The 19712-nt window shown below is 63.6% G+C and carries 14 protein-coding genes; 7 read left to right on the top strand and 7 right to left on the bottom strand.

The genetic code is table 11. The annotated features are described in order from the left end of the window. Nucleotides 1–2742 carry a ribosome-associated ATPase/putative transporter RbbA gene (rbbA, locus tag DIE29_RS05530; protein ID WP_114649431.1) on the bottom strand — a complete coding sequence of 914 codons (2742 nt, stop codon included), beginning with the start codon at nucleotides 2740–2742 and terminating at the stop codon, nucleotides 1–3. 13 nt (nucleotides 2743–2755) lie between these two features. Continuing rightward, nucleotides 2756–3742: an HlyD family secretion protein gene (locus DIE29_RS05525; protein ID WP_102042030.1), complete on the bottom strand. Its 987-nt coding sequence runs from the start codon at nucleotides 3740–3742 to the stop codon at nucleotides 2756–2758. 187 nt (nucleotides 3743–3929) lie between these two features. On the opposite strand from DIE29_RS05525, the gene trxC reads away from it, so the two are divergent. Further along, nucleotides 3930–4364, top strand: a complete 435-nt coding sequence (gene trxC / locus DIE29_RS05520; RefSeq protein WP_114649430.1) for a thioredoxin TrxC — start codon at nucleotides 3930–3932, stop codon at nucleotides 4362–4364. A 12-nt stretch (nucleotides 4365–4376) separates the two neighbouring features. On the opposite strand, the gene DIE29_RS05515 is transcribed toward trxC, so the two are convergent. Both DIE29_RS05515 and asd read right to left on the bottom strand, forming a co-directional pair. Continuing rightward, nucleotides 4377–5228, bottom strand: coding sequence for an NUDIX hydrolase (locus DIE29_RS05515; protein WP_162860591.1), 852 nt, complete (start codon nucleotides 5226–5228; stop codon nucleotides 4377–4379). A 160-nt stretch (nucleotides 5229–5388) separates the two neighbouring features. After that, a complete protein-coding gene (gene asd / locus DIE29_RS05510; RefSeq protein ID WP_114649428.1) occupies nucleotides 5389–6246 on the bottom strand; it encodes an archaetidylserine decarboxylase in 858 nt (285 codons plus the stop codon). A gap of 237 nt (nucleotides 6247–6483) precedes the next feature. Here asd and siaA point away from each other — a divergent pair, with 237 nt between their 5' ends. The 6 genes from siaA to katG all read left to right on the top strand — a co-directional run bounded on the left by siaA (nucleotide 6484) and on the right by katG (nucleotide 13353). Further along, a complete protein-coding gene (gene siaA, locus DIE29_RS05505; RefSeq protein ID WP_108080299.1) occupies nucleotides 6484–8481 on the top strand; it encodes a biofilm regulation protein phosphatase SiaA in 1998 nt (665 codons plus the stop codon). Between the two features lie 18 nt (nucleotides 8482–8499). Beyond that, complete coding sequence (gene siaB / locus DIE29_RS05500; protein WP_102042037.1) at nucleotides 8500–9042, top strand: biofilm regulation protein kinase SiaB; 543 nt, start codon at nucleotides 8500–8502, stop codon at nucleotides 9040–9042. A 25-nt stretch (nucleotides 9043–9067) separates the two neighbouring features. Further along, complete coding sequence (gene siaC, locus DIE29_RS05495; protein ID WP_102042038.1) at nucleotides 9068–9448, top strand: biofilm regulation phosphoprotein SiaC; 381 nt, start codon at nucleotides 9068–9070, stop codon at nucleotides 9446–9448. A 4-nt stretch (nucleotides 9449–9452) separates the two neighbouring features. Beyond that, nucleotides 9453–10256 carry a biofilm regulation diguanylate cyclase SiaD gene (gene siaD / locus DIE29_RS05490; protein WP_102042039.1) on the top strand — a complete coding sequence of 268 codons (804 nt, stop codon included), beginning with the start codon at nucleotides 9453–9455 and terminating at the stop codon, nucleotides 10254–10256. Nucleotides 10257–10360: 104 nt separating this feature from the next. Next, complete coding sequence (locus DIE29_RS05485; RefSeq protein ID WP_114649427.1) at nucleotides 10361–10954, top strand: hypothetical protein; 594 nt, start codon at nucleotides 10361–10363, stop codon at nucleotides 10952–10954. A 239-nt stretch (nucleotides 10955–11193) separates the two neighbouring features. Next, nucleotides 11194–13353: a catalase/peroxidase HPI gene (gene katG / locus DIE29_RS05480; protein ID WP_114649426.1), complete on the top strand. Its 2160-nt coding sequence runs from the start codon at nucleotides 11194–11196 to the stop codon at nucleotides 13351–13353. A 49-nt stretch (nucleotides 13354–13402) separates the two neighbouring features. Here the strand turns inward: katG and DIE29_RS05475 are convergent, their stop codons facing one another. The 3 genes from DIE29_RS05475 to DIE29_RS05465 all read right to left on the bottom strand — a co-directional run bounded on the left by DIE29_RS05475 (nucleotide 13403) and on the right by DIE29_RS05465 (nucleotide 19712). Further along, on the bottom strand, nucleotides 13403–15397 hold the full coding sequence (locus DIE29_RS05475) for an alkaline phosphatase D family protein (RefSeq protein ID WP_114649425.1): 1995 nt from the start codon (nucleotides 15395–15397) through the stop codon (nucleotides 13403–13405). A gap of 6 nt (nucleotides 15398–15403) precedes the next feature. Continuing rightward, a complete protein-coding gene (locus DIE29_RS05470; protein ID WP_102042042.1) occupies nucleotides 15404–17443 on the bottom strand; it encodes a VC_2705 family sodium/solute symporter in 2040 nt (679 codons plus the stop codon). A 79-nt stretch (nucleotides 17444–17522) separates the two neighbouring features. After that, nucleotides 17523–19712 (bottom strand): 3'-5' exonuclease, encoded by a 2190-nt coding sequence (locus DIE29_RS05465; protein WP_102042043.1) that lies wholly within the window; start codon nucleotides 19710–19712, stop codon nucleotides 17523–17525.

Here is a 19712-nt window from a genome sequence, read left to right as displayed (position 1 = left end):
TTATTTCTCCTGCTTGTTGAGCAGCCTGACGCTGGCCAGCGTCAGCACCGGAATGAAGGCGGCCAGCGCCAGCAAGGACGGCCACAGCTCGGCAAAGCCCAGTCCCTTGGTGAAGGCGCCGCGGCAGATCAGGATGAAATAGGTCGCCGGGTAAAACTGGCCGATCCAGTAACCCGCCCCCTGCAAGGATTCGACCGGCGTGGTCAGGCCGGAGAACTGGATGGTCGGCAGCATGGTCACGATGGCCGTGCCGAAGAGCGCGGCGATCTGCGTCTTGGTGAAGGTGGACATCAAAAGCCCCAGGCCGGTGGTCGCCGTCACATAAAGCAGGGCACCGAGCGTCATGGCCAGGAAACTGCCTTTCACCGGCACGCCAAAGACCAGCACCGCCTCCAGCATCATCAGGAAGTAGCTGGCCATGCACACGGCGATGTAGGGCAGTTGCTTGCCGATCAGAAATTCCAGCCGGGTCACCGGCGTCACATAGAGGTTGGTGATCGAACCCAGTTCCTTTTCGCGCACCACCCCGAGCGCCATCAGGATGGCCGGGATGAGCAGCATGAGCAGCGGAATGACCGCCGGCACCATGGCATAGACGCTCTTGAAATCCTGGTTGTAGCGGTAGCGCGAGGCGATGCTGAAGGGCTGCGCCGCCGCCTGCCCCACCTGTTCGCGCAGCAGGCGCTGGACGTATTCGCGGTGCATGCCCTCGATGTAGCCGCGCATCGTTTCGCCGCGATAGGGCATGGCGCCGTCGACCAGCACGCCGATCTCCGGTGCCCGCCCCCGCCGCAGGTCGCGTCCGTAATCGGCCGGTATCTCGATGGCCAGCGACACTTCGCCGCTCTTCATGCGCCGGTCGAGGTCGGCTTCGTCGAGCAGATCAGGCCGTTGGATGAAGTAGCGCGACCCGGCCACATGGGCCACGTAGTCCCGGCTCTCCGGGCTCTGGTCGTGGTCGAGCACCGCAAAGCGCAGGTTCTCGACATCGAAAGAGAGGCCGTAGCCGAGCACGAACATCATGATGACCGAGCCCAGCAGCGCAAAGCCGAGGCGGATCATGTCGCGGCGCAACTCCAGCGCCTCCCGATAGGCATAGCCGAACAGGCGGCGCAAGCTGAAGGCGCTGGCATGGCCCGGCCGTTCGCCGGCGGGGGGTGCTTCGGTGATTGGCGCCTCTGCCGCGTGCACCGCGGCAGTCGCCTCCCGCATGCCGGACGCCTCCTCCAGATAGCCGATGAAGGCCGCTTCCAGCGTCTTTTCGCCGCGCGCCGCGCACAGGGCGGCCGGGGTGTCGCTGGCCAGCACCTTGCCGGCGTGCATCAGCGAAATGCGGTCGCAGCGCTCGGCCTCGTTCATGAAATGGGTCGAGATGAAGATGGTCACACCTTGCTGGCGCGACAACTCCACCAGCAGTTCCCAGAACTCGTCGCGTGCCACCGGATCGACGCCGGAAGTCGGCTCATCGAGAATCAGCAGCTTCGGTTCATGCACCACGGCCACGGCCAGCGACAGGCGCTGGCGGATGCCGAGCGGCAGATCGGCGGCGGCCTGGTCGGCGTAGTCGTCCAGCCCGAAGCGTTGCATCAGCTCGGCGATGCGCGCCCCCCGGCGGGCTTCCGGCAGGTGGAACAGCCGGGCGTGCAGATCGAGGTTGGCCGCCACCGTCAACTCACCGTAGAGCGAGAAGGACTGCGACATGTAGCCGACCTGCCTGCGTGTCTCCAGGTCCCTGGCATCGACCGCCTTGCCGAACAGCCTGGCCTGGCCGGAAGTCGGCGGCAGCAGGCCGGTCAGCATCTTCATCGTGGTCGTCTTGCCGCAGCCATTGGAACCCAGAAAGCCAAAGATTTCGCCCGCCCTGATCCGAAAACTGACGCCATCGACGGCAACGAAATCGCCGAAGCGCTGGGTCAGCCCCTCGGCCTCGATGGCATACCCCGCAGCGTGATCGGCCAAGGGCGGAATGATGAGTTCCCGATGCGCCCGCCGCTTGTCTGCCGGCAACAACTGGATGAAGGCGCCATCGAGCGTCGCCTGCCCGGTTTGCGCGCGCAGTTCGGCCGGCGTGCCGGTGCCGATCACCTTGCCGTCGTCCATCGCCACCAGCCAGTCGAAGCGTTCGGCCTCCTCCATGTAGGCGGTGGCCACCAGCACGCTCATCCCCGGCCGGCGCACACGGATGCGCTCGATCAGTTCCCAGAACTGGCGGCGGGAGAGCGGATCGACGCCGGTGGTCGGCTCGTCGAGAATCAGCAGGTCGGGATCGTGGATCAAGGCGCAGCACAGGCCGAGTTTCTGCTTCATCCCGCCGGAGAGCTTGGCCACCGGGCGGTCGGCAAAGGGTGCCAAGCCGGTGCTGGCCAGCAGTTCACCGATGCGCCGTTCGCGCTCGGCCCGCCCCTGGCCGAACAGGCGGCCGAAGAAATCGACGTTCTCAAACACCGACAAGGTCGGGTAGAGATTCTTGCCCAGGCCCTGCGGCATGTAGGCGATACGCGGCAGCACCGAGGCGCGAAAAAGCGCATCGCCAATATCACCGCCCAGCACCTCGACGCGGCCGGCCTGAATCTGCCGCGCCCCCGAAACCAGCGCCAGCAAGGAGGATTTCCCGACGCCATCCGGCCCGATCAGGCCGACCATGCCGCCAGCCGGCAAGTCGATATCGACGCCGTCCAGTGCCGCCACGCTGCCGTAGCGGAGGCTGACCTGACGCAGACGGGCAACCGGTGTGCGATCCATGACCGGTTAGCGGTTACTTTTCTTCGATCTGCAAATTGGCCGGCCAGACGGCGTTGGCGTCGAGCTTGACGTAAGCCACGCCCGGCATGCCGCCCTTGGCCAGATCGCGATGCGCCGCCAGCCAGGCCGGATCGGCCTGCACTTTCAGACGGAACATCAGCTTTTCGCGCTCGGTGCGGGTTTCGACTTCGCGTGGCGTAAATTGCGCCTTGGCCGCAACAAAGCCGACTTTTGCCGGAATCGCCTGCCCGGGCAGTGCATCGAGCACGATGCGCGCTTCACTCTGGATCGCCACCTGCCCGGCCTTCTCGGTCGGCAGGTAGACGGTCATGTACATGTCGGACAGATCGACCAGTGTGAGCACCTTGCCGCCCGCCGCCAGCACCTCGCCCGGCTCGGCCAGGCGATAGAGCACACGGCCGGCGATCGGCGCTTTGAGCAGGGTATCGTTCAGCGTTGCCTTGAGGCTATCCACCTTGGCCAGCGCTGCCGCCACCGCCGCATCGGCTTCGGCCACACGGCTCTGGGCCTGCGCCATGCCGGCCACGGCACGTTCCATGCCGCTTTGATCGGTATCGAGCTTGTTGCGGCTGACAAAACCCTTGCCGATGAGCTCCTCGGAACGCTTCAGGGTTTTTTCGGCCAAGGAAACATCCGAACGCAGCTTGCGCACATCCGCGCGCGCACCCTCGGCGGCCTTCTGCGCCTGGACCGCCTGCGCTTCGGCCGCCCGCAACTGGGCACGCAGATCGTCGGCATCGAGCCGGCCCACGACGGCGCCGGCCTCGACCCAGTCGCCCTCGCGCGGGGCAAGTTCGGCCAGCCGCCCGGCAATCTTGGTCGCCACGTCGACCTCGGTCGCCTCCAGCCGGCCGTTGCCCGCGGCAATGCCTGGCGGCAGTGCACTTTGGCGCTGTGGATAGAGATAAAACCCTCCGATTGCGGCGCACAAGGCCAACAAGGCAAAAATCGAAATTCTTTTGAGACGTGAGCGGTTCATGCGGGCGCCGTCCGAGCAACTGAGCAAGAAATCATCCAAGGGTTGGATTATCTCAGCATTGCGCCGAACGACACAGCAGCCCCGAAAGTCACCGTGCATAGCCATGGACTTGAAATGCACCGCACCAACCCGATATGCCGCCTGAAGGCGCACGTCCGGCTGCGCTACCTAGGAGACGGAACACACCATGAGCGACACCCTCCATCTCGTCTGTCCGCACTGCCAAGCGGTCAATCGCGTGCCCGTCGCACGGCTGGCTCAAGCCCCCCAATGCGGGCAATGTCATCGCCCGCTCTTTACCGGCCAGCCGGTGGAGTTGGACGCCGCCGCGCTGGCCCGTCATCAAACCCGTAACGACATCCCGCTTTTGGTCGATTTCTGGGCGCCCTGGTGCGGCCCCTGTCGGATGATGGCGCCGCAGTTTGCCCAGGCGGCAAGCCAGCTCGAACCGCAGGTACGGCTGGCCAAAGTCAATACCGAGGACGAACCGCAGCTTGGCGCGCAATTGGGCATCCGTAGCATTCCCACCCTGGTGTTGTTCGCTGGCGGGCGGGAAATCGCCCGTCAGTCTGGGGCCATGGGCGCTGCAGACATCGTGCGCTGGGTGCGCCAACGGCTTTGATCGCCGTTGGCGTCAGCGCTGCGGAAAACGACCCAGCAGCCAAGTCGCCGCCACCGCAGCCGCATCCGTGGTGAATTCGTCGGCCAAAATCCGCGCGGCCAGCTCCGCGCGATCCAACAGCATGAAGCCGTCGACCTCACCGTCGGTATTGCGCGGCGCAAAATCGACCGGCAGTTCAAGCTGCCAAACATGCAGCCATTCGTTGTGGATGCCCTCGTCTTCCTCCCGGCGCGCAAAGAGCGTGCCCATCGGGCGCGCACGTCCCGCTAGATCGGGAGCGATCCCGGCCTCTTCGGCACATTCGCGTAACAGCGCAGCGCGCGGTGTTTCACCACTGGCCAGCCCGCCGCCGACCAGGTTATCCAATAGGCCGGGGTCTATCGCCTTGCCGGCCGCACGCCGGGCGATCCACATGCGACCATCCGGCGTCACCGCATTCAGATGCACCGCCCGGCTACGCAACCCAAAGCGCCGGAAGGCGCCACGCTCCAGCCGGCACAGCACGGCCGCCGAGTCGTCTGCCGCGCCCAAGCGGACATCGAAATATTCCTCCCGCCAAGCGCGAAACCATCCTTCTTTACGCAAGGCCGTGACCTGCGCCATCCACGCCGATTCCAGCGCACCGCCGGTCAATGCCGGATCAAGCTGCAAGCTGTCGCCGTCGGCAAGAAAAGGAAACCCCACCTCACGCACCCGGCGAGCAAAATCCGGCGACAGGGCGCCAATCGCCTGGTTTTCGGCAAACAAAGGGATATAGCCGGCCGGCACCCTTCGTACCAAGCCATCGAGGTGCCGGGCCAAAGCCGACAAGGTGGCAGAGCTGAGCTTTCGGGCCAACATGGGCGCTACGCGTTTCTCATCCATCCCCGACCGTAACCGGTCGTGCGCAGGAATTGGGCTGACAGCGACCCGCGCGCAACCAGGCAACGCTGCCCAAGATCTGCCCGGTATCAACCATCGAGCGTCGGCGTGGAAACGCGATAGCCCTTCGGCCCCCACCCGACTGGCGACGCCCGGAAACGGATCAAGCGCGCCGCGCCGACAGGCTGCCCATCGCCTCACCCATGCGCACCGGCGCGACCGGACGCCAGCGGGCATCGAATTCAATCGTGCCCGGCGGGAACAGCACCACCACGGTGGAGCCGAGCAAAAAGCGGCCCATTTCGGCGCCCTTGCCGAGATCGACCGGGGAATCGTCGTATCGCCACTCGCGCAGGCAGCCAGAACGCGGCGGGTTGACCACCCCGTGCCATACCGTGGCCATGCTGCCCACGATGGTGGCACCGACCAGCACCAGCACAAAGGGGCCGAAGTCGGACTCGAATACGCACACCACCCGCTCATTGCGCGCAAACAACCCCGGCACTGCGCGCGCGGTGGCCGGATTGACCGAAAACAGCGCGCCTGGCACGTGGATCATGCGCCTCAGGCGCCCGGCACATGGCATGTGGATGCGGTGATAGTCGCGTGGGCTCAGATACAGGGTGGCGAAGCTGCCGTCTTTGAAACGTGCGGCCAACTCCGCGTCACCGCCCAGCAGCGCGGTCGTGGTGTAGTGGTGCCCTTTGGCCTGGAATATTTGATCGCGCTCGATCGCGCCGAACTGGCTGATCGCTCCATCGACCGGACAGACGAAATCGGCCACCGCCAGCGGGCGGGCGCCTTCGCGCAGCGGACGGGTAAAAAACTCGTTGAAGCTGCGGTAAGCGGCAATATCGGGAACAGCCGCCTCAGTCATATCCACCTGGTAGCGGCGCACAAACCACGCAATCGCCCGGGTGGTCAGCGCCCCGCCCCGCCAGCCGGCAAGCCGCCCCGCGAACACGGTCAGGACCTGCTTGGGAAGGAAATACTGCAACAAAACGGTAAGACGTTCGGGCACCTTGGCTGTCCAGACAATTGGCAGGCCGGCGATTATAGCGGCCACAAGGGGCGAAAAATCCGTTTGCTACCCACTCGCATGGCCCGACTCGCCCGATCCACATCCCAACCTTCCGCCGCCCTCCACGGGAGCGGCCCGATCGGCCGAGCGCATCCGGCCATTTTTGCCATTGGCCGCGGTATCGAAATACCGCTATCCTCCACCGCAGACCGACTTTGGCGAAGGAGCGTGACCGACATGGCAGACTGGGGACACGGCATCCGTGCCAAATCCACCCTGGCACTGTTGATCGCCTGTTTGGTGGCGCTGCTGCCGGCCGGACTGATCGGCTGGCAGATGGTCGAAGGTATCCGCGAACACTTCGGCGCGGCTTATGCGCGCAACTTCACCGAACTACACGCCGAACGCATCCTGGGGCCGGTGGCACGCGAACTGGCCCTGACCCGGCGGCTGGCCGGTTCGATCGCGGTTCGCGAATGGCTGCGCAATGAAGGTAACGACGCGCTCAAGTCGCGCGCCTTTCAGGAAGCCGAAGGCTTTCGCAAAGATTTTCTCGGTCGCAGTTTCACGCTGGCTTCCTTGAACAGCCGAAGCTATTACTACAACGACGAATCCACCCCATACAGCGAAGCGCCACGCTACCAGCTCGACCCTGCCAAACCGGAAGATGCGTGGTTCTTTGCCTCGATGAAGGCACCGGCTACCGAAAACCTCAACCCCAACCCCGACCGCTGGCTCAAAAAAATCATGGTGTGGGTGAATGTGGTCATCGAAGACGCGGACAAGCGCCTGGGGATTGCCAGCACCGGCGTGGATTTATCCACCTTCATACAGTCTTTCATTCACACTTCGGATGCCGGTGTGACGCCGATGATCGTTGACACATCCGGTGCGCTGCAAGCCCACCCGGACAGTCAGCGTATCGCCTTTGGCTCCGGCGCTACGCAAACGGCAGACCAGGCATTCACCCTGGGGGCGCTGCTCGGCAGCCCGGCCGAGCGCGACGCACTGGCCGCGGCCATGGCCCAAGCCGTGGCCGAAACTGGCTCGGTACAACTGCTCGACGCCACCCTCGATGGCCGCAAGCAGCTGCTGGCCCTAACCTATCTTGCCCCCTTACGCTGGCATGTGGTCACCGCAATAGACCTCAACACTGCGCAGATCATCGAAAGCGGCTGGCTCAAAGCCGCACTAGCGGCGCTGGGGCTGGTGCTGCTGCTTTTATTGGGCGCGTTCGCTTTTGCGGTCGACCGTCTGCTGCTGCGCCCGCTGCGCGGCCTGCACCAGTCCGCCACCGCGCTGGCCGAAGGGCGCTACGATGTCAAACTGCCGCCGCCGGGGCGAGACGAGCTCGGCGACCTGAACCGCGCTTTCGACCGCATGGCCCGACAAATCAAGTCTCACACCGAGGAATTGGAAGAAAAAGTGCGCTCGCGCACTCAGGCACTGAGCGAAAGCAATGCGGCGATGGCCGAGGCGCAGAAAAAAATCGGCGACTCCATCCAATACGCCAGCCTGATTCAGCGCGCCCTGCTGCCTGACGCCCAACTGGCCAGCCTGCTGGGCGAACACCACTTTGTGTTGTGGCGCCCGCGCGATGTGGTGGGCGGCGATTTTTACCTGTTTCGCGCCGAGGGTGATCGATACCTGGTCGGCGTGGTCGATTGTGCCGGCCACGGCGTGCCGGGCGCACTGATGACCATGCTAGCGCGCGCTGCGCTGGACGATGCGATGAACCGCCACGGCATCGACGCGCCGGCCACTTTGCTCACCCACGCCGACACCACCCTGCGCGGCATGCTCGACCAGTCGACGCTGCCGCGCGCAATGGCCACCAACATGGACGTCGGCCTGGTCAGCGTCGACCGTGCGGCCCGCCGCCTGCGCTTTGCCGGCGCCAAAATTTCGCTGTTCTGGAGCGACGGCAAAGAGGTGGGTGAGCAACCCGGCGCCCGGCGCGCCCTGTGCGACCGGCGCGTGGGCCAATACACCGAGGCCGAACTCGATCTGCGGCCCGAAGCCACCTATTACTTAGTCACCGACGGTTTTCTCGACCAGGCCGGCGGTGAACACGGCTTCGGCTTTGGCAACAGCCGCTTTGCCGAACTGCTGCGCCAGCACGCCAGCCTGCCGATGGCCGAACAGGCCGACGCCCTCGACCGTGCGCTGGACGCCTACCGCGGCAACCACGCGCAACGCGACGATGTCACCATCCTTTCTTTCCGCATCGACTGACCCTACGGACCTTCTGCCATGAACGACACCGACTTCTTCGGTCTGCGCGAGCTCTTCACCCGCAACCGCATTTTGCTGTGCTTCAACGGACCGATCTCGCGCAGCCTGATCGAAGAGATCGGCAACGCCTTGAAGAACTACTTACAGGCCGACAACGCCCAACCTTCGGCAGCGATGGATGTGTTCAGCATCTATATTGAAATGACCCAGAACATCCGTCATTACGCAATCAAAAAGGGCTATGGCGAAGCCGATAGCTCGGCCACCATCATCGTCGCCCGCGACACGGCCGGCGCTTACTTGGTTCAAGCCGGCAATATGGTCGAAGAGGCCGACGGCAAGGCGCTCGCCGCACGCGTGGCCGAACTGGCCGCACTCGACAAGCCTGCGCTCAAAGCCGCCTATAAGGAACAACTGCGCCGTCCGCGGGATGAAGGGGCCAGCTCCGGCGCTGGCCTGGGGTTGATCGACATTGCCAGAAAATCCTCACAACCCCTGGTCGGCCGGCTGACGCCTTTGCCAAATGGCAAAGCCTTTTTCAGCATCCAGGCGGTCATTTGAACGACCTTGTAGGTAAAATCCCGCCATGAGCCAGACTTTCATCCTCCCTGCCACACAATCCACCCCGGCCATTACCGCAGACTGGGACGCCGGCTTGCTCAGCATTGCCGGCGACTCCTATCCCGAAAACTCCTTCGACTTTTTCACCGCCACCATCGAATGGATCCAGTCCTTCCTGGCCGAGGGCAACCGTCCGCTGCGCCTGGAACTGCGTCTGGTGTACATGAACACCAGCTCGGTCAAAGCCATGATGGATATCTTCGATCTGCTCGAAGAAGCGCACGGCAGGGGCCGCGCAGTTTCGGTGGACTGGCTGTACGATCCACGTAACGAACGGGTGGAAATGCTGGCCGAGGAGTTCCGCGAAGACTGCAGTTTTCCCTTCAACATCATCGCCCAGGCGTAAAACCATGGTTTCCCGGTGGCCGGTCGAGCGCAGCGAACAAGCCCTGCTCGCCCAAATCGAGGCACTGCTGGCCGATCCCGCGCAGCAAAACAACCCGCTGCGCGCACCGCTGGAACAACTGCTCGCCCTACACCGCCAACAAAACGACCGTATCGAGCGTCTGGTACGCATTTCCGACGGTTATCACGGACTGAGCCGCAGCCAGTCGAACAGTCTGGCCGACCGCTTCGAACGCCAGGTGCGGCGGCTGGAGAAGCTCACGCGCATCTCCGATTTGTACCAAAGCAACCTGCGCGAACTGACCGAAGCGCTGCGCGAAGCCTCGCTCAGGGATCCGCTGACCGATTTGGGCAACCGCCGTTACCTGATGGATCGCCTCAAGGAAGAAACCGTACGCGCACGACGCAAAAACCTACCGCTGTGCGCCGCGGTACTCGATGTCGACCATTTCAAGCTGGTCAATGACACCTGGGGCCACGAGACCGGGGACGAGGCGCTGCGCGCCATTGCCGATGCGCTGCGCGGTGCGGTGCGCGAATACGACATCGTCGGGCGCTGGGGCGGCGAAGAATTCCTCTTGCTGTTTCCCGAAACCGGCCTGGAAAAGGCGCTGAACACCGCCGAACGGGTACGCCAGGCAATCGGCGAAATCGGCATCGAGCGCCCGGACGGCCCGATCCGTCTGACCGCAAGCATCGGGCTTGCTCAACAGTTGGCCGGTGAAAGTGCCTCGGGCACGGTCAGCCGTGCCGATAACGCACTGCTCAGCGCCAAACGCAAAGGTCGCAACTGTATCGTGATCGGCTGAGCACCGGCATTGGCCTGTCATGCCGTAAACACGATCCGTTCGGCGGCTGGCGCTATACTCGGCCGGGCGTACATGATACCGGCCAAACCATCAGGAGCCCGCCCATGGAAACCGAATCCACACTTTCGCCTATTCCCAAACACCGCCTGAACAAGCTGCATGAAATCAAACTACCTCTGTGGGTCAGTCTGGTCTTGCTTGTCCTGCTACTGGTTGTCTTTGCCTGGCAATCTTTTGCCGTCGCCCAAGCCGAGCGCAGGCTGGAAGCCGAGCGTCATGCACTGATCGAACAGCAAAACGACCTGCAAGCGGCCGCCGCGCAGGCGATGAAACACGCCGACAACCGTACCCGCCAGTGGTTTGGCACCGCGCTGGCCTGGGCGGTACGGGCCGAGATGATCCGCGGCAACCTGGATCAAATCGATCAATACTTCAGCGCCTTGGTGCGCACTCACGGACTGGCTTTGGCGCTGCTGGTCGACCCGACCGGCAAGGTGCTGGTGGCAAGCGACCGTGCCTATGTCGATAAACCGCTGCCAGCCGGCTTTTCCAGCGCTCTGCTCCAAGCGGATAGTTTCCAGACTGTCTCCGGCGAGGATGGCAGCGAGCGCATGGCAATACCGATTCATGGACTGAACGCCCGCATCGGCACCGTGATCCTGGTTCTTCAGCCCGCCGCAGACCCCGCTAAATCATGACCATCAGCGTAACAGCCGGCTTGACCTATTTCATAATAGCCAATACCTATAGATAGTCCGCATTGAAATTAACCTCGCGTTCGCCCATCCTGTCATCACGGCGTCAGCGCAAATTCTTCGGCTAACTCACCGAGCTAAGCGGGGATTGCCATGCGCTGACGCAGTTGAACCCGTGAAGGACAGGACAGCCCGCAGACGCGGTCATGGCCTGATCCCGATCAATCAACAAGGAGCAAGTCATGACCCGCAGCAGCAAATGCCCCGTAATGCACGGCAGCAATACCTCTTCAGACCAGTCCGTGATGGCCTGGTGGCCCAAGGCGCTGAACCTGGACATCCTCCACCAACACGACAGCAAAACCAACCCGCTGGACCGCGACTTCAGTTACCGCGAAGCGCTCAAAACGCTTGACGTAGAGGCACTCAAAAAGGATCTGCATGCGCTGATGACCGACAGCCAGCCATGGTGGCCGGCCGACTGGGGCCATTATGGCGGCCTGATGATCCGCATGGCCTGGCACGCTGCGGGCAGCTACCGCGTAGCCGACGGGCGCGGCGGCGCCAACACCGGCAACCAGCGTTTTGCCCCGCTCAACTCCTGGCCGGACAACGCCAATCTGGACAAAGCGCGCCGGCTGCTGTGGCCGATCAAAAAGAAATACGGCAACAAGGTAAGCTGGGCCGATTTGATGATTCTCGCCGGCAATATCGCCTACGAGTCGATGGGCTTGAAAACTTTTGGCTTTGCCTTTGGCCGCGAAGACATCTGGCATCCGGAAAAGGACACTTACTGGGGCTCGGAAAAGGAATGGCTCGCCCCCAGCGGCGCCGAAGGCTCCCGCTATTCCGGCGAGCGCAATCTGGAAAACCCCTTGGCCGCGGTGATGATGGGGCTGATCTACGTAAACCCGGAAGGCGTCGACGGCAAACCCGACCCACTGAAAACCGCCCAGGACATGCGTGTCACTTTTTCCCGCATGGCCATGAACGATGAAGAAACCGTGGCACTGACCGCCGGTGGGCATACCGTAGGCAAGGCCCACGGCAACGGTAACGCCGCCCATCTGGGCCCTGCCCCCGAGGGCGCGCCCATCGAAGAACAAGGGCTTGGCTGGCAAAACCACACCAGCCGGGGCATCGGCCGCGACACGGTGACCAGCGGCATCGAAGGCGCCTGGACCACTCATCCAACCCGGTGGGACAACGGCTATTTCGACATGCTGTTCAAGCACGACTGGGCGCTGCAAAAATCCCCGGCCGGGGCTTGGCAGTGGGAACCGGTCAATATCAAGGAAGAAGACATGCCGGTGGATGTGGAAGACCCATCCATCCGCCGCAAACCCATCATGACCGATGCCGACATGGCATTGAAGGTCGACCCCGATTATCGCAAGATCGCCGAACGTTTCCGCAATGACCAAGCCTATTTCGAAGAAGTCTTCGCCCGTGCCTGGTTCAAACTCACCCACCGCGACATGGGTCCGAAAACGCGCTACATCGGCCCCGATGTGCCAGCCGAAGATTTGATCTGGCAGGATCCGATTCCCCCGGGGCGCAAGGACTACGACGTGGCCGCGGTCAAAGCCCGAATCGCCGCAGCCGGCCTGCCGGTAGCCGATATGGTGGCCACTGCCTGGGACAGCGCCCGCACCTTCCGCCGCTCCGACTACCGCGGTGGCGCCAATGGCGCGCGCATCCGCCTGGCACCGCAAAAGGACTGGGAAGGCAACGAGCCGGCCCGCCTGGCCCGGGTGCTCGCGGTCTATGAAAAAATCGCCACTGAGACCGGCGCCAGCGTAGCAGACATCATCGTGCTGGGCGGCAATCTGGGCGTGGAGCAGGCCGCCAAGGCCGCCGGCTTCGACATCGAAGTGCCCTTCGCGCCCGGCCGCGGCGACGCCCTCCAGGAGCAAACCGACATTGAATCCTTCGCCGTGCTCGAACCGCTGCACGACGGCTACCGCAACTGGTTGAAGGCCGACTATGCGGTCCAGCCGGAAGAGTTGCTGCTCGACCGCACCCAGCTTATGGGTCTGACCGCACCCGAAATGACCGTGCTGATCGGTGGCATGCGGGTCATCGGCGCCAACCACGGCGGCAGTCCGCACGGCGTATTCACCGACCGCGTCGGCGCGCTGACCACCGACTTCTTCGTCAACCTCACCGACATGGCCTACACCTGGGTGCCGGTCGGCCGGAACCTGTATGAAGTGCGGGAACGAGCGCACGGCACGGTCAAATGGACCGCCACCCGGGTCGATCTGGTGTTCGGCTCAAACTCCATCCTGCGCGCTTACGCCGAGGTCTATGCGCAGGATGACAACAAGGAGAAGTTCGTCAGGGACTTCGTCGCTGCCTGGACCAAGGTGATGAACGCCGACCGCTTCGACCTCGTGTAAGGCCAGCCGGGGCGGGCCTCGGCGGCCGCCCCGGCCAGCGATAGTCCAATCAGTCCCAGCGCGACTCGTCTTCGCGGCGGGAAAAGCGCACCGCCTTACCGTTGCAGAGCAACTGACGGATGCGCCAGGGAACGCCCTGCGCGTCGAGTTCCACCAAGCCGATGCCGCTGCCGTTGAGCAGCCGGCGGCCATGCGGGGTGCCCTCCGGCTTGCGGGGAATCACCCGCATGTGGCGACGCCGCGTCAGCCAGTTGAGCGGCGAACGCGGCGCGTACAGCCAGCGGTTGGCACGGTCGAGCGCATCGAGCAGACGGGGCGGGAAAGTGTTGCGCAGACCGCTGCTGGTGATCTGCCAAATGTCCGGGCCGCGCGCCCGGCCGCGCAGCTCCACGTCATAGACGAAGGAGTAATGCACATCTCCCGACAGCACGACGAAATGACTGGGTGTTTTTGGATGACGAAAGATATTGAGGATCGCATGGCCGGCGCCCGGATGCGCCATCCAATTTTCGGCATCGACCATGAGCGACTGCCCGAACCAGGAAAATACCCGTTGGATGGATTCGATGAGTTTCACACCGAAAATTGGCGTAGGCGACACCAGCAACACCGCCGGCAGCCCCTTCAGCGTGTGCTGAAGGTCGGTCAGCGCCTCCCAGTCCATCAGCCCAGAAGGCTTGCGGGCCGCGGATTCCGAGCGCCAGCGATGGGTGCGGCTGTCGACCACCACCAGGGGCGGTTGGGTTGGCCAAGTGTAATGCCAGCGATCGAAGCGTAGCAGGCGGCCGATCAGCGCATCGTGCTCCGCCGTTCCTGGGGCGGTGAGACTGCGTTGGACCTCGACGAGCAGTTGCGCGTCGAAGGACTCCGGATCGTTACCCCAGGCTTGGTTGATCAGATAGGCGACCACCGCGTTGCCAATGACCCGCCGGGAAAACGGGTGTCCGTAAGCGATCTCCTCCCACTCCCGGCTCAGGTTCCAATCATCGGTGACATCATGATCGTCAAAGATCATCGCGGTAGGCAAATGCGCGAACAGCCGCCGGACCGCGGGCAGGCCGGCGACAAACGCTTCGACCGCTGCGCGCTCATTCTGGTAACGGGCCAGGGTTTGCCGATCCAATCCGGGCGGGGGGTCGAGGCGCAACTGCGGCCACAAAGCCGGCGACCACACCAATAGATACATGCCCAGCACCTCGCCGAGTGTGATCAGGTGGTTGTGCGCGCTGTCGCTGGTAAAAACCGGCTTTTCGACGCCACCAAACAACACTTCGAGCAGCGCCACGTGACGCGGCCGACGTGGCAGCAAGGTTTCGCGACGGTAAAAGCAGGCCGGATGACGGTACAACGCCTGCGCGCTCTTCACCCCATGCGCCGAGACACCCGCCAGCGCCTCATCTGGCAAGCCACAGCGCGCAATTGCTTGATGAATGGCGTGCAGCATCGGTCCGGCGACATCGTCGGCATAGATCTGGTCGCCGCTCATGACGAGCATCGACGGCCACGCCGGCAAGGACTGCGATGGCGCAGACGGACAAACCTGCTCCGGCCGCCAGGCGCGCTGTGCAACCAGCTTCGCAAGCAGGCGGTCCGCCTCCACCAATCCATCGCCGCCGGGGTGCTGCGGCTTGCGGCAGGAGCCATGCAGCAGACTGCGCACGCGCGATGGCAAAACGAAACCAGGCGTTTGTCTGCCGGGGTAGCACAACGCCGGAAGCGCGTCGGCACAGGGCAGCCAATCTTCACTGGCGGCCGATAGCGACTGAAAGTCCAGCGAGTAGCCGATCCAGCGATCCTCGGGCAAGGGCGTATCGAAGCACAGATCGAGCAGCAGGTAGTGCAAATGCGCTCCCGCGCTCAACAGGCGGCAGCTGGTCTGCCCAGGTGCCAACACCCATTCCTGCGCCGTACCGCCTTCGGGAGCCAGGCGCACGCGTACCCGCGCCAGCCGGCTGAGCGCCAACCAGCAGGTCCAGCGATACGGGGTGCATCGCCGCAACATCGGGCCAGCGAGCACCCAGGGAAGCGATGAGGCGTCGTCCATCGCGCCCTAGCGTCCCTCGGCGCCGGGCAATTGGGGATAACGCACGAAATCCACCAAATCCTGAATCTCCTGCGGCGGCTCCGGCGTGAGCAGACTGACCAGCACGATGGTCAGAAAACCCAGCGGCACCCCAAAGACACCGGCGGCAATCGGATTGATGCCAAACCAGGCGTTGTCCATGGAGCCGCCAAAGAAACTATGGGTGGCGGCCACATAGTAGAGCGTGAGCGCCAGACCGGCCAGCATCCCCGCCACCGCACCGGGGCGGTTGGCCCGTTTCCAGAAAATACCAAGCACCAGGGCAGGAAAAAAGGCCGCGGCAGCGATCGAGAACGCCAGCCCGACCATGAACAGGATGTTATCCGGGCGCAACGAGGCCACCCAGGCGGCAACCACCGCCACCACCAACAGTTGCGATTTGGAGATCACCAGGCGACGATGCGTGGACGCCCGGGGATTGACGACTTTGTAATAAAAGTCGTGCGAGAGCGCATTGGAGATGGTCAGTAGCAACCCGTCGGCGGTCGATAACGCGGCGGCCAGCCCCCCCGCGGCCACCAAGCCGGCCACCACGTAAGGCAGCCCGGCGATTTCCGGGGTGGCGAGCACGATCACATCGGTGTTGAGGGTGAGCTCGGCGAGCTGCAGAATGCCGTCGCCATTGAGATCTTCGATGGCCACCAAACCGACCTTGCCCCAGGAGGCCACCCAGTTGGGCAGCTCGTTGAGACTGGAGCCGACCAGATTGCTATACACCTCCCACTTGGCGAACACCGCGTAGGCCGGGGCGGTGACGTAGAGCAGGAAGATGAAGAACAGCGCCCAGAACACCGAGCGGCGCGCCTCCACCACGCCGGGCGTGGTGTAGTAGCGCATCAGGATGTGCGGCAGCGCGGCGGTGCCGACCATCAGCACGAAGACCAGGGCGATGAAGTTGTTGCGGGCGATGTTGGAAGCTTCCGGGGTGTCGCCCGGATGCGCCTGCGAGTGGCGCGGCGGCGGTCGGGCGCGCGCCAATGCCTCGGCGCGGTCGCTCGCCCAGCGCTCGCGGGCCTCCTCCGCGGTGCGCGGCAAGTCGCGCAGCATGCGCTCGGTATGGGCGATGTCGCGCGCCGGGGCGTTTTCCAGGCGCTGCTGGTTGAGGCGCTCGATCAATGCGGCGCGCTCGGCATCCAGCGACAAAGGCAGCTCGGCAATCTTACGTGCGTAGTCGGCTGCGCGGTGACCATACTGGCGGCGCACCTCGACCTCGCTCGGCTCGACCAGCAATTCGTCCTCGCGCTCACCGAGCTTACTCAACACCGTGCCATAGACCACCTGTGGCACCGGAATGCCGGTGACCTTGTAGGAAAGAATCACCACCGGCACCAGGTAGGCAATGATCAAAATCACGTACTGCGCCACCTGGGTCCAGGTCACCGCACGCATACCGCCGAGGAAGGAGCACACCAGGATGCCGGCCAGGCCGATGAACAGGCCGATTTCGAATTCGACGCTGACAAAACGGCTGACCACCAGGCCGACGCCATAGATCTGCGCGACCAAATAGACAAAGCTCGCCAGCGCCGCCGCCGCCAACCCGACCAGACGGGCCAGATTGCCCTGGTAGCGCTCACCGAGGAAATCCGGGATGGTGTACTGGCCGAATTTGCGCAAATAAGGTGCGAGCAGCAAGGCCACCAGCACGAAACCGCCGGTCCATCCGGTCACAAAAGCCAGTCCCTCGAAGCCGGCAAAGTACAAGGTTCCTGCCAGACCGATGAAGGAAGCCGCACTCATCCAGTCGGCGGCCGTGGCCATGCCGTTGAACAGCGCCGGCACGCGGCGGCCAGCCACGTAGTACTCGGACACGTCGGAGGTGCGGCTCATCACGCCGATGCCGGCGTAAATCAGGATGGTGGCAAACAGAAAAACATGGCCGATGGCCGCCTGGGACATGCCCAGGTATTCGCCCACCGCCAGGAAACCGATGAACAGCAGGAAGCTGCCGGTATACCAGGCGTAATAACGCCGCAGTTGATGCGCAAACTGACCGCTGCCCTTCATCGTGCTGTGCTGCACCCATCGGCGCAAACCGGTGCGCCCGCGCACTGGCTGCCGGCATGAGCCCAAGCTGCGCCGCTCATCAGTATTTCAGCCTCGCGTAATAGGTCTTTTCAGCCGCTTCGCGAGCCTGGCGCAAGGTGCGGATGCCACGTTCGGCGAGCAAGGGAATGAGCTTGATCAACACCTCTGCGGTGACCACCGCATCGGCCAGCGCGGTGTGGCGGCCGTCATTGGTCAGTCCGAAGCGCTGGGCAATGGCGTCCAGACTGTGCGATTCCTGGTTGGGATGCACCACTGCGGACAAAAGCAAGGTGTCGAGCACCGGCTGGTCGAAACGCAGGCCGGTGACGCCTTCTTTCAGTTGCAAAAAGCGCATATCGAACGCCGCATTGTGTGCCACCAGCACGGTATCGGCCGCAAAGGCATGAAAAGCCGGCAGCACTTGATCGATCGTCGGTTGGCCACGCAACATCTCCGGGGTAATGCCGGTGATTTCCACCGCCTGGCGCGGCATGTGGCGACGCGGATCGATCAGTTGTTCGAAGGATTCCTGCCGCAACAGCTTGCCGTTGAGTACCCGGATGGCACCAATTTGCACGATCTCGTCGCCTTCGGAGGGGTTGAGACCGGTGGTTTCGGTATCGAACACCGTATAGGCCAGCTCGGTGAGCAAACAGTCGTCCAGCGCATGGGCCCGTTCCGACCAGGAGAATAGATCGAAATCGTAGTATTCGGGACGGCTCTCAAAACGCAGCACCTGGCCCGCCGCAGGCGCCTGTTGCGGCATCGCAGCCGGCAGCAAGATGCGAAAGAAAGCGCGGTGGCGCACTTTTTCACGTTCCAACCACATTTCGCCGCCATGGCGATCGATGACGTCGCGTACCGCCAGCGGGCTGTTTTCACCGGCCAAACGCATCGGTTCCAGTTCCCAGCTCATGACTGTTTCGGTGCTCATCGCCTGACCGGACCAGATCAGGTCAAGGTGCACCAACTGGCCTGCACCGCTTAGCCGAAAACGGACCTCGCGCACCTGGAACTCGTCGGACAAGCGGCTGGCAAGATAGGTCAGCGCTTGCAGCAGCGAAAAGCTGTCGACCTTGATCCACAAGGTCTCGTCCACGTCCTCCACCTTGGTCGGCAGTCCTACCACGCTTTCGATGCGACGCTGAGCGGCGGAAATCAGATCGGCGCCCAGCATGTCTTCCAGCGGCCAGCGCGACTTGAGCGCATCGGCAAACTGAGTGGCCGCCTCATCCAGGCGGGCGCTCATGGCCTGGACTTCGTCGCGGATCACCTTGCGGAAGCGCTCGCGCAGCTCGCCCTGAAGGTCGGGATAGTCCAGCATTTCGGCCGCCGCCCGCACGTTGGCCAGCGATGCGCGGTTACCCTCGGTCAAAGTCAGCACCATCTGGTCGCGGCGCGACTCGGCTTCGAACTCGCGGGTGATGTTATCGAGCATCAGAATGAAGCCGGTCATCACCCGCTCGGCCTCATCTGCGTGCGCCGGCTCGTCCCCGGACGGGGCATGACCGAGTACCGGCGACATTTGCACCCGGATCAACTGCCCGCTGCGGGTGGTGGTCACGAAATTGGCCACCGGCTGGACTGCCTGGCGCTGTAAGCGCAGGCGGATGGTTTCCAGCGCATGGGCAATCAGGTTACGCTCGAAGACGTGATAGATCGAGCGCCCCAGGCCGATCAGCTCACTGCCGCCAGCGACTGCGGGCGCCTCCGACAATGCCTGAAACTGCGCCCGCGCTCGGTGGTTATAAAGCAGGATACGGCCATCCAGATTGCACACCACCACGCTTTGGGTCAGCTCGGACATCAGCGCCGCCAGGCGGTTTTTTTCTTCCTCGACCCGGCTTTTGGCGCGGGCGATTTGCGCTTCGACGTCGTCCATCATCGCGTCGCGCTGCTGCGCCAGCTCATTGGCCACGCTGGCCACCGCGCACACTTCCGGCGGACCGGAGGGCTGGACACGGAAGTTGCGGTTGGCACTGAGCATCAAGCGCAGTTGCTCGCCCAGACGTTCCAGGCCCTTGACATACTGGCGGAACAGATTGCGCACCACCATCACACCGAGTGCGAAGCCAAACGCAGTGATCAGCGTGCCCAGTGGCAGATGCGGCGCAATGACCTGTAGCAGCGCCTGACGTTCGGCGCCCTGGGTGCCGGCCCAGATCAGCGCGGCAGTGAGCAAAAACGGCCCGGTCATCAGCAAGCCGAGCACGACCACGGCCAGAATGAAACGCAAACGCGCCGGCAT

The sequence above is a fragment of the Pseudothauera hydrothermalis genome, assembly GCF_003345255.1.
GTDB classification, from domain to species: domain Bacteria; phylum Pseudomonadota; class Gammaproteobacteria; order Burkholderiales; family Rhodocyclaceae; genus Pseudothauera; species Pseudothauera hydrothermalis.
This window is presented reverse-complemented; position numbering and strand designations above follow the sequence as displayed.